The 12049-nt window shown below is 78.8% G+C and carries 14 protein-coding genes; all 14 read right to left on the bottom strand.

Features of this window, described 5'->3' with window-relative positions:
• Nucleotides 1–21: 21 nt before the first annotated feature.
• The 14 genes from E5225_RS00695 to E5225_RS00760 all read right to left on the bottom strand — a co-directional run bounded on the left by E5225_RS00695 (nucleotide 22) and on the right by E5225_RS00760 (nucleotide 11855).
• Nucleotides 22–1122, bottom strand: coding sequence for a beta-ketoacyl synthase N-terminal-like domain-containing protein (locus E5225_RS00695; protein WP_135972548.1), 1101 nt, complete (start codon nucleotides 1120–1122; stop codon nucleotides 22–24).
• 67 nt (nucleotides 1123–1189) lie between these two features.
• Entirely contained in the window at nucleotides 1190–1534 is a 345-nt protein-coding gene (locus E5225_RS00700) for a hypothetical protein (RefSeq protein WP_135972547.1), read from the bottom strand.
• Entirely contained in the window at nucleotides 1535–1987 is a 453-nt protein-coding gene (locus tag E5225_RS00705; protein WP_135972546.1) for a hypothetical protein, read from the bottom strand. It lies immediately after the preceding gene.
• Complete coding sequence (locus tag E5225_RS00710; protein ID WP_135972545.1) at nucleotides 1984–2343, bottom strand: hypothetical protein; 360 nt, start codon at nucleotides 2341–2343, stop codon at nucleotides 1984–1986. The genes E5225_RS00705 and E5225_RS00710 overlap by 4 nt, the downstream gene beginning before the upstream one ends.
• Nucleotides 2336–3319: an alpha/beta hydrolase gene (locus E5225_RS00715; RefSeq protein ID WP_135972544.1), complete on the bottom strand. Its 984-nt coding sequence runs from the start codon at nucleotides 3317–3319 to the stop codon at nucleotides 2336–2338. Before E5225_RS00715 ends, E5225_RS00710 begins: the two co-directional genes overlap by 8 nt.
• Nucleotides 3316–4182, bottom strand: coding sequence for an SDR family oxidoreductase (locus E5225_RS00720; protein WP_208012469.1), 867 nt, complete (start codon nucleotides 4180–4182; stop codon nucleotides 3316–3318). The genes E5225_RS00715 and E5225_RS00720 overlap by 4 nt, the downstream gene beginning before the upstream one ends.
• A 1-nt stretch (nucleotide 4183) precedes the next feature.
• Nucleotides 4184–5242 carry a beta-ketoacyl-[acyl-carrier-protein] synthase family protein gene (locus tag E5225_RS00725; RefSeq protein WP_136225250.1) on the bottom strand — a complete coding sequence of 353 codons (1059 nt, stop codon included), beginning with the start codon at nucleotides 5240–5242 and terminating at the stop codon, nucleotides 4184–4186.
• Nucleotides 5239–6393, bottom strand: coding sequence for a beta-ketoacyl synthase N-terminal-like domain-containing protein (locus tag E5225_RS00730; protein ID WP_135975250.1), 1155 nt, complete (start codon nucleotides 6391–6393; stop codon nucleotides 5239–5241). Before E5225_RS00730 ends, E5225_RS00725 begins: the two co-directional genes overlap by 4 nt.
• Entirely contained in the window at nucleotides 6390–7397 is a 1008-nt protein-coding gene (locus tag E5225_RS00735) for an acyl-CoA thioesterase family protein (RefSeq protein WP_135975252.1), read from the bottom strand. The genes E5225_RS00730 and E5225_RS00735 overlap by 4 nt, the downstream gene beginning before the upstream one ends.
• Nucleotides 7394–8164 (bottom strand): alpha/beta fold hydrolase, encoded by a 771-nt coding sequence (locus E5225_RS00740; RefSeq protein WP_166436054.1) that lies wholly within the window; start codon nucleotides 8162–8164, stop codon nucleotides 7394–7396. The genes E5225_RS00735 and E5225_RS00740 overlap by 4 nt, the downstream gene beginning before the upstream one ends.
• Nucleotides 8161–9096 carry a beta-ketoacyl synthase N-terminal-like domain-containing protein gene (locus tag E5225_RS00745; RefSeq protein WP_135975256.1) on the bottom strand — a complete coding sequence of 312 codons (936 nt, stop codon included), beginning with the start codon at nucleotides 9094–9096 and terminating at the stop codon, nucleotides 8161–8163. The genes E5225_RS00740 and E5225_RS00745 overlap by 4 nt, the downstream gene beginning before the upstream one ends.
• Nucleotides 9093–10361 carry a beta-ketoacyl synthase N-terminal-like domain-containing protein gene (locus E5225_RS00750; RefSeq protein WP_135975258.1) on the bottom strand — a complete coding sequence of 423 codons (1269 nt, stop codon included), beginning with the start codon at nucleotides 10359–10361 and terminating at the stop codon, nucleotides 9093–9095. The genes E5225_RS00745 and E5225_RS00750 overlap by 4 nt, the downstream gene beginning before the upstream one ends.
• Nucleotides 10358–11590, bottom strand: coding sequence for a beta-ketoacyl-[acyl-carrier-protein] synthase family protein (locus E5225_RS00755; RefSeq protein WP_243738398.1), 1233 nt, complete (start codon nucleotides 11588–11590; stop codon nucleotides 10358–10360). Before E5225_RS00755 ends, E5225_RS00750 begins: the two co-directional genes overlap by 4 nt.
• Nucleotides 11591–11594: 4 nt before the next feature.
• Complete coding sequence (locus E5225_RS00760) at nucleotides 11595–11855, bottom strand: acyl carrier protein (protein ID WP_208012632.1); 261 nt, start codon at nucleotides 11853–11855, stop codon at nucleotides 11595–11597.
• Nucleotides 11856–12049 lie beyond the last annotated feature (194 nt).

A 12049-nucleotide genomic window follows, 5' to 3' on the forward strand; every position in this document is an offset into this window, starting at 1 on the left:
TGGGCTGGGTCGTGCGGCGGGTCATGCGGTAGTGACGGGGCGCACCAGGAGCGCCGACACGACGCCCTCCGGGTCGACGCCGGTGACGAGGGCGAGGCCGGTGGCGGCCGCCGCGGCAGGCGTCGGCGCGGCGCCCTGGCGCAGGACCGTGACGGCGGCGAGCAGCTGCAGGAAGCCGCTCACGCTGGACACCTCGCCGACCACGGCGGCCGTCGCCAGCGTCGGCACGTCGCCGAGCACCGCGCGCACGGCGGTCCGCTCGGCGGAGCCGTCGGCGGCGTCGAACGGCGCGTGCACGGCCACGGGGGCGCCGCCGGCGGCACGCAGCACCGTCTCGACACAGCCGCGCACCGCGGCGGACACGCGGTCGGCGTCCGCGCTCAGGGACATGGCCGTCGACACGGCGAGCACCTCCGCGAGCGCCGGGCCCGTGGTGGCGCCCGGGGGCTCGAGCAGCAGCGCGACCGCACCCTCGCCGAGCCCCTGCCCGGCGGGCAGCCGGCCGCCGACGCGCTCGATCTGCGCGCGCTGCGCCGTCAGCTCCTCGGTCGCGGCGACGATGACACGATCGGCGTGCCCGAGCGCCAGCCAGCGGGCCGCGTACCGGACCGCCGCAGCCGCCGTGGACCGCCCGGCCGTCACCGTCGCGTTGGGCCCGCGCAGGCCGTACCGGATCGCGCACTGCCCCGCGGCGAAGTTCATGACGGTGTTGGGGAAGCGCGCGGGGTCGACGAGGTAGGGGCGGTCGCCCTCGAGCGCGTCGCGGGTGAAGCCCATGGTCGAGGCGAGGCTGCCGGCGGCCGTGCCCATGACCAGGCCCGTCGTGGTGCCGTCCACGGGGCACCCGGCGATGAGCCGCCCCACGGTCGCGGCGGCCAGCAGCGTGCTGCGGTCGAGCGTCCGGATGCCCTTGCGCCCCAGCTCGGCGACGGGGTCGAAGTCGGCGACCGGTACGTCGGCCGCCGCCGCGGGGGCGGCCCCGGCGGCCAGCACGGCGCGTCCCAGCGCGTCGGCGTCGCGCGCGGCCCCGCAGGTCACGGCGCTGTCGCGCACGACCGCGACGACGGGGGCACCGCCGTCCTCTGCGGCCGCGCGGCGCACCTGCACGTCGGTCAGGGTCATGGTGGCGTCTCCTCGGGTGGCGTGGGGGTGGGGGTCGGCGTCGGTGGGTGGACGGTGCGGCGTCGGCTCAGACGAACCAGACGGCGTCGTGCGCGGCCCACAGCCGGCCGTCGTCGTCGACCGTCTCCACCCCCGGGCGCAGGGGGTCGGCGGCGAGGCCCAGCGCGTCGCGGTCGGCGCGCGAGACGAGCACGCGCACCCCGGCGGCACGCAGCCCGTCGAGGTCGAGCGGCTCGACGCCGTCGGCGGGCTCGTGGCCGAGCAGGACGGCCTCCCCGCGCAGCAGCAGCGTCAGACCGCCCAGCTGCGCGCCGAGCACGAACGACAGGTAGAAGCAGTCGGCGTAGCCGCGCTCGACCGTGCCGCGGTAGGGCGCGTCGACGACGGCGAGCACGGACGGCGTCCCGGGCACTCAGACCACCCCCACGACGACGGTCTTCGCCGACTCGCGCACGTGCCGGACGAACGACATGGCCGGCCGCACGCGCACCGCCGGCACGTGCGGCCCCTGCCCGCGCTCCTCGCTGCAGAACCGGCACACCAGCCAGCGCACCCGGTCCGGGTGCTCGGCGACCAGGGCGTCGAGCCACGCGACGCTCGTCGGGTGCTCCTCGTGCCGGCGCAGCGGGTGGGCGACCTTGGCGTGCCCGAGCGCGGCCTGGCTGAGCGAGGTGGCGTAGCCGCAGGTCCACACCTGGACGCGCGTGCCGGCCGCGACGGCCGCACGGGCCCAGGTCAGCGCGGTGCTCACGGTGTCGCCCGCGTACGGCGCACCGAGCAGCACGAGCAGGAGGTCCCACGCGGGCGCGTCGCCGGCGGCCGTCGCGGTCGCCACCGGCGGCGTGGTGCGGCCGGGGGCGGTCATCGCCACACCGTCCGCAGCCCCGGGTCGGCCAGCAGCGCGCCCAGCGCGGGGGGCTCCGCCGCGGGGACGTCCAGCCGGTCGAGCACGCCCCGGCGCCGCGCGGCCGCCGCGTCGACGAGCACCCGCACGCCCGCGGCGGCGACCCGGCTCCGCCACGGTGCACCCCGCAGCAGGTCGACCACGACGTCGTCCGTCACGACGAGCACGACGTCCTGGCCGGCGCGCGCGAGCGCGGCGGCGTCGTCCCACGCGGTCGCGCCGGCGGCCGCGGGCCGGCGGCTGGCGACGACGAGCCAGCGCGCGGACCCGCCGGCGGGCGTGGCGGCGGTGGCCGTCGCGGCGGCGTGCTCAGGCATCGGTGCGGCTCTCCTCCGGGGCGGCGGTGACGACGCGCGGCGCCGTGCCCGGGGCGGCGCCCGGCGCGCCGCACGTCGCGGTGAGGAAGTCCAGGACGTGCCGCCGGTAGCCCTCCGGGTCGACCGCGAGGCCGCGCAGGTGCCCCGTGCGGCGCAGCACCACGACCGACGTCCGCGGCATGCGAGCCGCCACCTCGGCCACCTCGGCCGCGGGGAGCAGCCGGTCGCGGTCGCCCGTCAGGCACAGCACGGGCGGGCCGTCGGCCACCGGGGGCCACGCCCGCTGCCCCAGGGCGAGGCGCACCGCGGTGCGGGCGGACCACAGCAGCGCGGCCGAACCGGCGGGGCGGCCGGCCCACGCGGGCAGCGTCACGGCGCGCAGCCGCGCCAGCCGGCCGACGCCCGCGGCCAGGTCGGCCACCGGCCCCGAGTCGCACACGACGGCGTCGACCGGCGCGCCCTCGCTGCGTGCGGCGCGGACCGCCGGCCAGCAGGAGAACGAGAACGCGAGGACCGCGACGGACCCGGTCACGCCCGGGGCGGCACGCACGCGGGCCACGGCGTCGCACAGGTCGGACGTGAAGCGGGCCGCCAGGTCCCGCACGTGCCGGTCGGTGCCGCTCGCGCCGTGGTTGCGGCTGTCGACGGCCAGCACGTGCCAGCCCGCGTCGCGCAGCATCTCGACGTGCGCGCGCACCGCCGCCCGGGAGCCGCCCATGCCGTGCGAGACGACGACCGCGTGCGGGCCCGTCGACGGCACGAACCAGGCCTCGACCGGCACGTCGTCGCGCGTGGTGCGCCACGTCCAGTGCTCCGCGCCGGCGGGCGCGGCGGCGGGCTCCCGCTCCGCCGGGGGCGCGGGCGCGAACACCGTGCGCGCCACCCGGACCCCGGCGACGAGGCCCCGCGCGGCGTCGGCGACGTCGCGCGGGTGCGGGCGCCGGCGGGCCGCCGCGGCCGTGGTCCCCGTCGTCATGCCGTCAGCACCTCGCCGCCGTCGACGCCCACCACGTTGCCCGTGATCCAGCTCGAGGGCGACGCGGCGAGGCGCACGAGGGCCTCCGCGACGTCCTCGGGGGCCGTGAGGCGGCCGTGCGGGTTGCGCGCCCCGGCGGTCGCGAGCAGGCGCGCGCTGTCCGGGATGCGCTCGAACGCCGGGGTCGGCGTCACGCCCGCACGCAGCGCGTTGACGGCCACGCCGTGCGGCGCCAGCTCGACCGCGAGCTGGCGCACGTGCGACAGCAGCGCCGACTTCGCGGCCGACACCGCCCCGTAGCTGGCGGACACGCGGGCGTCGCCGGCGCTCGTCATGGCGAGCACGTGGGAGCCCGCGCGCAGGCGGCCGGCGTCGTGCAGGTCGCGCACCCACCACACCAGGCTGTGCGCCATCACCTCGAGCGTCATGGTCATCTGCCGCGGGCTCAGCACGTCGTGCGTGCCGTCGCCGACGAACGGCAGCAGGCTGCCGAACGCGAGCGAGTGCAGCAGGACCGTGCGCGGCCGGTCCGCCGCGACGTCGCCGAGCGCGGCCAGCACGGCCAGCCGCGTGTCCACCGTCGTGGCGTTCGCGTTGAGCAGCACGTGTGCACCGCCCGCGGCGCGCAGGCGTGCGTCGAGGGCGGCGACCTCCGCGTCGCGCGCGGACGTGTCGAGGTGCACGCCGACCACGGCGGCGCCCGCGTCCGCCGCGGCGACGGCGCACGCGCGTCCGATGCCGCTGGACGCGCCGAGCACCACGACGGCGGCGTCGACCAGCGCGCCCGGCCGCGCCGCCGGCGGGGTCGTCGGAGCGGTCTCGGGGTGGTCCTGGCTCAGGTCGGTGCTCAGGTCGGTGCTCACGTCACGGCCTCCTGGTGGGGGTGGGGTCGGGGGCGGCTGCGGCGGGCACGTGCAGGTGCACACCGGCCAGGTGGCCGTCGGGGCCGACGACGAGGACGAGCGCGGGGGCGCCCGTGCGGGCGGCGCGGCGTGCGGCGTCGAGCAGGGCCGCGGCCGGCCGGTACGCGCCGGCGCCGCCCCCGCGCACGTCGACGCGGGCCAGGGGCCAGGGCGGCGCCCAGGCGCCCAGCTCGGCGTGCAGCCGCCGGCCGGCCACCACGACGACCGACCCGGGCACCGCGCCGCCGGCCGCGACGAGGTCGCCCGTCAGCTCGTCCAGGTCGGCCGGCAGCGTGCCGGCACGCCACGTGCCGCGGCGCACCCGCACCGCGGGCGTCGGGACGCCCGCCCGCTGCAGCGGGCCGGACGCGGCGGCCAGCACGAGGGCGACCGCACCCGTCTCGGGCGTCGACGGCCCGCGGTCCGCCGGGTCCGCGGCCTCCTCGACGGCGACCACCACAGCGACGTCGCAGCGGCCCGTCGTCACGTCCCGCAGCCCGGAGACGAGCGCGTCGGCGACCGCCGTCCCGGGGGTCGTGAAGGTCGTGGCGCCGCAGTGCGCGGCGAGCTCGGCGGACAGCCGTGACCCGACGAGGTTGACCGAGAAGTACGGCGCCGTGAGCGGGCTCAGCAGCATCGTGCCGTGCGCCAGCACCGTGGCGTCCATGCGGGCGTGCGTGGCGGACGCCGCCACCGACGTCGCGACGTGCAGCGACCGGCGGTCCGTCGGCACCGCGTCGAGCGCCGGGCCCAGCGCGGCCACGGCGCGGCGGCCCGCGGCGAGCGCCAGCTGCGCGGCCACCGGCTCGTGGCGGTGCCCGCGGCCGAGCTCGGCGCGCAGGTCGCACCACGCCGCGACCGGCCCGGCCGACGCCTCCGCGGCACGTGCGCCGGACGCGTCCTCCGGGGCGGTCGGCGCGAGCGCGACGGCCGCGGCCAGCACGGCGACGCGTGCGCCCGCCGGTGCGGTGGGGGCGGGCGCGCCGCCGGCGGCCTCGGTGCCCGTGACCGTGGCGCTCATGCCGCACCCGCCAGGACGAGGCTGACGTTGTTGCCGCCGAACGCGTACGCGTTGACCACCGCGACGCCCGGGCCGAGCGGCGTCGGCGCGCCGACGGGCAGGTGCACCGGGCAGTCGGGGTCGAGCTCGCCGACGGGCACGTTGCCGGGCACGGCCCCGCGGCGCAGGATCTCGACGGCGGCGACGGTCGCGAGCGCCCCGGCCGCGCCGCCGGTGTGCCCGAGCAGGGCCTTGAGGGAGTACAGGGGCACGTCGCGGACGCGCGCCCCCAGGACGTCGGCCAGCATCCGGCTCTCGACGAGGTCGTTGTGCGCGGTGCCCGTGCCGTGCGGGACGACGGCCGCGACCGACGCGGCGTTCGTGCCCGCCGCGGCGAGCGCCGCCACCAGGGCGCGCCGGGCCTGGGCGCCGTCCGCGGCGGGTGCCGTCGGGTGGTCGGCGTCGCAGCTGCGCGCGTGGCCGAGCACGCGGGCCAGCGGGGTCGCCCCGCGTGCGGCCGCGTCCTCGGCGCGCTCGAGCACGAGGACGGCGGCGCCCTCGCCGAAGACGGTGCCGGCGCGCTCGCGGGCGAACGGCCGGCACCCCGTGGCGTCGACCGCGCCCATGCGCAGGAAGCAGCCGAGCGCGACCCGGGAGAACGACTCGGCGCCGCACGCCAGGACCGCGTCGACCTCGCCCGCGGCGAGCGCGTCGACGGCCTCCACGACGGCGTACGCGCTCGCGGCGCACGCGTTGCTCACGCTCACCACGGGACCGCGGGCGGCCACGTGCTCGGCGAGGGCCGCGGCCACCCCGTACACGAGGTCGCCGGGGTCGGCCGCGTCGGGTCTGCCCTCGCGGCGCCGCTCGTGCGCACCCGTCTCGCCCATCGCCGTGCCCAGCACCACGCCCACCCGGCGCGGCGTCGGCAGCGCGGCCCGGCCGCCCGCCGCGGCGAGCGCCTCGTCGGCCGCCCGGACCAGCAGCTGGGCGGTGCGGCGCCGCGCCGTCGGCACGCCCGCCACGCCGTACAGCAGCGCCGGCACGTCCACGTGCGGGTCCGTCACCGGTGCCGGCGCGGGATCACCCGCGACCATCCCGGCCCACAGGCCGGCCACCGAGGTGCCGGCGTGGCTCAGCGCACCGGTGCCCGTGACGACGACGCCGGTCATGCGCCGCGGACCGCCGTGAGCAGCCGCTCGTCGAACGGCACCAGCGACCAGGACGTGCGGCCGTCGATCAGCGCGTACCCGTGCGTGATCTCGCCGGTCGCGACCTTCTCCAGGCCGCCGTCGCGGTGCACGTACGTGTCCACGCGGGCGGTGTAGGTGAGGTCCTTGAACACGTGCACGACCTCCAGCACCGTCACCGCGACCTCCTCCAGGAGGAGCTCGCCGCGCCACGTGACGCGCGAGTGCGGCACCACGGGGATCCACGCCTGCTCGTCGAGCAGCGTGCGGATGCTGACGCCGTGCGCGTCGAGGAAGAGGTCCACGACCTCCTCCATGTTCCGCAGCAGGCCGGACGCCTGCGCGCGCGTCGTGAAGTGGCAGTACGGGTAGGGGATCCGCCACGTCCACGCGACGGCCGGGCCGGTGCCGGTGCGCAGCGCGGCCGGCACGTCCGCCGTCACCGTCCCGCGCCCGCCGGGCCGGGCCTGCGCGAGCGCCTGCGTGGCCGCGGCGTCCAGCTCGACGCGCTCGCCGGCGGCCGGCGCGCCCGCGACGGCGTGGGCCAGGTGGTCCGGTACGGGGTCGGCCGGCGCGCCGGTGTGCCACGTGTCCGTGCGCAGCGCGACCGCGACCTTGGAGGTGACCGCCTTGAGCCGGCCCTCGGGCCGGTCGACCTCGACGACGACCGCGAACCGCAGCAGGCCGTCGGTCGCGGGCTTCGGCGTGACCGTGGCCGTGACCTCGTCGTCCATGTGCAGCGCGTGCAGGATCCGCGTGTCGACGTCCACCAGGTCGACGCCCACGCCGTGCACCTCGAACAGCTCGCGCGCCGGCGTGCCCCGCTGGCGGAACCAGTCCAGCACGGCCTCCTCGACGAGGTAGTTGACGTGCTTGAAGCCGATCCAGGTGCAGATGTTCGAGCCCTCGTACCGGGGGCGCAGCGTGGTGCTCGTCGGTGCGGTCGGCGCGGTCGCCGCCGGGGTGGTCGCAGCGGTCACGGTCATGGCAGGACCTCCTGAGGGGTGGGCGCCCACGCACGCGCGGCGAGGGCGGCGACGGCGTCGGCGACGGCGTCGGGGGCGGTGAGCATGGGGAAGTGGCCGGCGCCGGCCACGGGCACGAGCCGCGCGCCGGGCACGCGGTCGGCCAGCGCGGCACCGTCGGCGGGCAGCGCGACGTCGTCGTCCTGCCCGTGCACCACGAGCAGCGGCACGTCGAGGGCGGCGACGTCGAGCGAGGGCGTGCCCAGGTACGCGGTGAAGAAGCGGACCCACCCGTGCGCTCCCACGCGGTCCCGCACGGCGACCGCCATGTCGGCGAGCAGGTCGTCCGCGATGGCACGGCTCGCGACCGCGCGCACGCCCTGGGCGAGCAGCAGGTGGAAGTCGTCGAGGTAGTGCGCGAGCGTCGACCAGCGGAAGTCCCGCGCGTCGGGCCGGTAGAACGGCGAGACGAGCACGACGCCCGCGGGCCGCACCGGCAGGTCCCCGCACAGCCGGGCCAGCAGCAGGACCGCGGCGAACGAGTGCGCGACGACGACGTCGCCGTCCGCGAGCAGGGTGTCGAGCACGCGCCCGGGGTCGGTGGCGTCCCACGCCCACGACGGGTCGGCGCCGCTGTGCCAGGGCAGCGCCGGCGCGACGACGGGCGGTGCACCCGCGGCCGGGTGGACCCCGACGCGCTGGGCGACGGGTGCCCACGTCGCCGGCCCGCCGGCCAGGCCGTGCAGCAGCACGACCCGTCGGGTGCCGCCCCCGGGCGCGGCGGTCACGGCCGGCCCTCGTGCACGGTCCAGGCCTCGGGTGACCCGCCGGTCCGGGCAGCCGCGGTGGGCGGCGCCGACGCGAGCCGCACCGCGGCACCGTCCCGGGCGGCCGCGACGGCGCCGACCGCGAGGTCGAGCACCCCGCCGACCCCCGCGGGCTCCAGGCCGGGCAGCAGCGGCGGCAGCGGGCGCGGGGTGAGGGCCCCGGCCGGGCCCGGGACCGCACCGGCACCGTCCGCACGCGCGAGCAGCACAGCGCCGGCGCCGTCGACGAGCGGGGCGGCGCCCGCGCCGCGCACGTGCCGCTCGGCGGGGGACGGCGTCTCGACGCCCACGACGAGCACGCGGTCCGCGCGCGCGGCCGCCAGCAGCCGGCCCGCCCACAGCAGCGCGTCCCAGCCGGCGGTGTGCCCGTTGCACACGGACAGGCACACGCCCGTCACGGCGAACCGGATCGCGACCGCCGCCGCGACCACGTTGCTGCTCGCGTTGGGCAGGTCCATGGGGCTGATCGCGCCCGTGCCGTCGCGCTCGATCGCCTCCGCGACGTCGCAGACCGTGCCGACGTTGCCGTAGCAGCTGGCGACGACCACGGCCGTGCGGGTCGCGTCGGCCGGCGCCGGCACGCCGTCGAGGACCGCGGCGGACGCGGCGAGCGCGAGCAGCGTCGCGCGGTCCTTGTAGCGCACGCCCTTGCGGCCCAGGTGCTCCTGCGCGTCGAAGTGCCACGGCGTGCGCGCGCCGGCCGCGAGCAGGTCGGCGGGCGTGCGGACGCCCTGGCCGGGCAGCAGCGCGGCGGCGGCGAGGACGGCGGCCGGGGCGTCCGGCAGCCGGACGAGCGCGAGGGGCGCCGGGCCCGGACCGCCGACGTCGGTGCCGTCCGGCGTGCTGCCCGGTGCGCCGCCGGCGGCGACGGTCGGGGTGTCGAGGGTCGTCATGCCGGCTCCCGGGGTGCGTCGGTGCCCGTCCGCTCGAGGACGGCGACGGCGTTGAGCCCGCCGAAGCCGAACGCGTCGACCTGGGCGATGCGGCTGCGGCCGATCCGCACGGTGCCCGTGGGCAGCCGCAGTCCGGCCGCGGCGGGCGTCGGCTCGCGCAGGCCGCGGACCCCCGGCACGAGGCCGGTCGCGAGCGTCCGCTCGGCCATCACGAGGCTGAACAGGCCCGAGCCGCCGGAGGTGTGGCCCGTCGCGCCCTTGACGGCGGCCGTGACGGGCGCGTCGGCGCCGAACACGCGGCTCAGCGCCACGGCCTCCGCCTCGTCGTTGAGCAGCGTGCCGGTGCCGTGCGCGTAGACGACGTCCACGTCGCGCGGGCCCACCCCCGCGGCGGCGTGGGCGGCGCGGATGGTGCGCTCGACCCCGTCGGGGTCGGGCGCGGTCGCGTGGAAGGCGTCGCAGCCGAGCGCGACCGCACGCAGCAGGGTCGCGCGGGACGCACCCGCCGCGGCGTCGCGCGCCGCCGCGCCCGGCGCCGGTCCGCGGGTCAGCACGACGGCCGCCGCTCCCTCGCCCATGAGGACGCCCTTGCGCGCGGCGTCGAACGGGCGCAGCCGCTCGGGCGGGTCGAGGTGCACGCGGTCGAGCAGGCCGAACATGCTCGACGTCAGCACGTCCACACCGCCCACCACGACGGCCGGGTGCCCGAGCGCCAGCAGGTCGAGCGCCAGGCCCGCCGCGTACAGGGAGGCCGAGCAGGCGTTGGAGAACGTGTGGACGTCATCGGCGCCCAGGGCACGCAGCGCGGGGCCGAAGTGCAGGTCGTCGGGCCCGAACGGTGCCGGCACGCGGTCCGGGTCCGGGCCGTCCGCCCGTCGCAGCCAGGACAGCTCCAGCGAGCGCAGCTCGCGCAGCCCTGTGCCGACCAGCACGGGCACGCCCGCGAGCGTGCCGAGGCCCGCCGCGTCGGCCGCCTCGCGCACCGCGGCGACGAGCAGCGCGCCCGCGCGGCCGGGCACGTCACGGCCGTCGGGCCGGTCGTCGACCTCGTACGCGTGGCCGGCGCCGTAGCGGCGCGCGTCCAGCCCCCGCAGCGGGGCCAGCCCGTCGCGCCCGTCGAGCAGCGCCGCGAACGACGCCTCGACCCCGTGCCCGACGCTGCACGTCGCCCCCGTCCCGGCCAGCACGCCGGTGACCGCCGGCGGCGCCGCGCCCGGCGCCGCCTCCGGCGCGCGGCCCGTCGCGTGCGCGGTGGCCGCCGTCACGCGGCGGTCCCGCGGTCGACGCGCGCGAACAGCACGACGGAGTTGTTGCCGCCGAACGCGAGGCCGTGGTTCTGCACGACGTCGAGCGCGGCGGGGGCGCTGACGTTGGGCTGGCAGTCGACCGCGCACGCCGGGTCGGTCGTGCGGTGGTTGATGGTCGGCGGCACGAACTGGTGGCGCAGCGCCAGCGCGCTCGACGCGGCGCCGAGGGCGCTCGCCGCGCCCATCGCGTGCCCGAGCATCGACTTGATCGACACCGTGCGGGGCAGCGCGTCGCCGTACACCTCGCGCAGCGCGCCGACCTCCGTGACGTCGTTGGCGCGCGTGCCGGTGCCGTGCGCCGAGACCAGGTCGACGTCGGCGGGCTCCAGCCCGGCGCGGTCGAGGGCGGTGCGGATGGTCCGGGCGACGCCCGCCACGTCGGGCGCGACGGGATGTGCGGCGTCGCACGCGAGCCCGTACCCGAGCACCTCGGCGTACGGGCGGGCGCCGCGGGCGCGCGCCGACGCGAGCGTCTCGAGCACGAGCACGGCGCCGCCCTCGCCCGTGAGGATGCCCTCGCGGTCGGCGTCGAACGGCCGGCACACGTCGGGCGCGATGGTGCCGAGGCGGTAGAAGCCGGTGAACGTCTTGCGGCAGAGCGCGTCGGCGCCGCCGGTGAGGGCGATCTCGACGTCGCCGGACACGATCGCGTCGTACCCGTAGCCGATGGCGTAGTTGCCCGCCGCGCACGCCGTCTGGAGCGTGAGCACCTCGGCCCGCTCGAGCTCGAGGTGGCGGGCCACGGCGGCCGACAGGCGCAGCGGCTGCACGCGGCGCGCGAGCACCGCCGACCCGTCGCCGGTGGCGCCCGCCACCTCGAGGCCGACGATGTCGTCGAGGTCGCGGGACTCGCCGTCGGTGGTGCCGACCGCGACCGCGACGGGCACGGACCGCAGCGCGGACGCCTCGAGGCCCGCGTCCTGCAGGGCGAGGAGGGTGGCGTCCACGGCGAAGGCGGCCGCCCGGCCCAGGCCCGTGCCGGCGGGGGTGTGCAGCGCGCCCTCGGGCACCTCGCAGCCCTGGGCGTGCGCGAACCCCGTGGTGTCGAACGCCGTCACCGGGCGGGCGCAGTCACGGCCCTCCCGCAGCCCCGCGAGCAGCGCGTCGACGCCCCGGCCCATGGCCGACACGCACCCGATGCCCGTGACGACGACGCGCTCGTCGTCGCTCCTGCGCCGCGCCGCCACCGGTTCAGGCCCGTCGGGCCGCGAGGCCCTCGTCGACGACCGCGTACACGCCCTCGAGGTTGCCCATGCGGGCCAGCTCGGCCTGGTCGATCGTGATGCGGAACGTCCGCTCGAGGCTCGCGAGGATCTCGATCGAGCGCAGCGAGTCCGCGTCGTGGTCCTCCTTGAAGGAGCTCGTCCGCGTGACCTCGTCGGGCTCGATCTCCAGGATCTCGCAGACGATCTCCTTGATCTGCTCCTCGACATCCGTCGTCAGCTCGGCCACTGTCGCCTCCGGTCCGTCGGTGGCGCGGGACGTGCCACGGCCGTCGCGGCCGCCCGTCCCGCACCTGCTCGTCGGCGACGCTAGGAAGGCGCGGTCCGGGTGCCGGCGGGTGCGTCCGGATGCTGTCGTGGACGCGTGTCCGCCACGTCGTCGCCCTGCCAGCCGGTGGCCGGAACGGGACACCCGGCACCGCG

The sequence above is a fragment of the Cellulomonas shaoxiangyii genome (assembly GCF_004798685.1).
GTDB classification, from domain to species: Bacteria; Actinomycetota; Actinomycetes; order Actinomycetales; family Cellulomonadaceae; genus Cellulomonas; species Cellulomonas shaoxiangyii.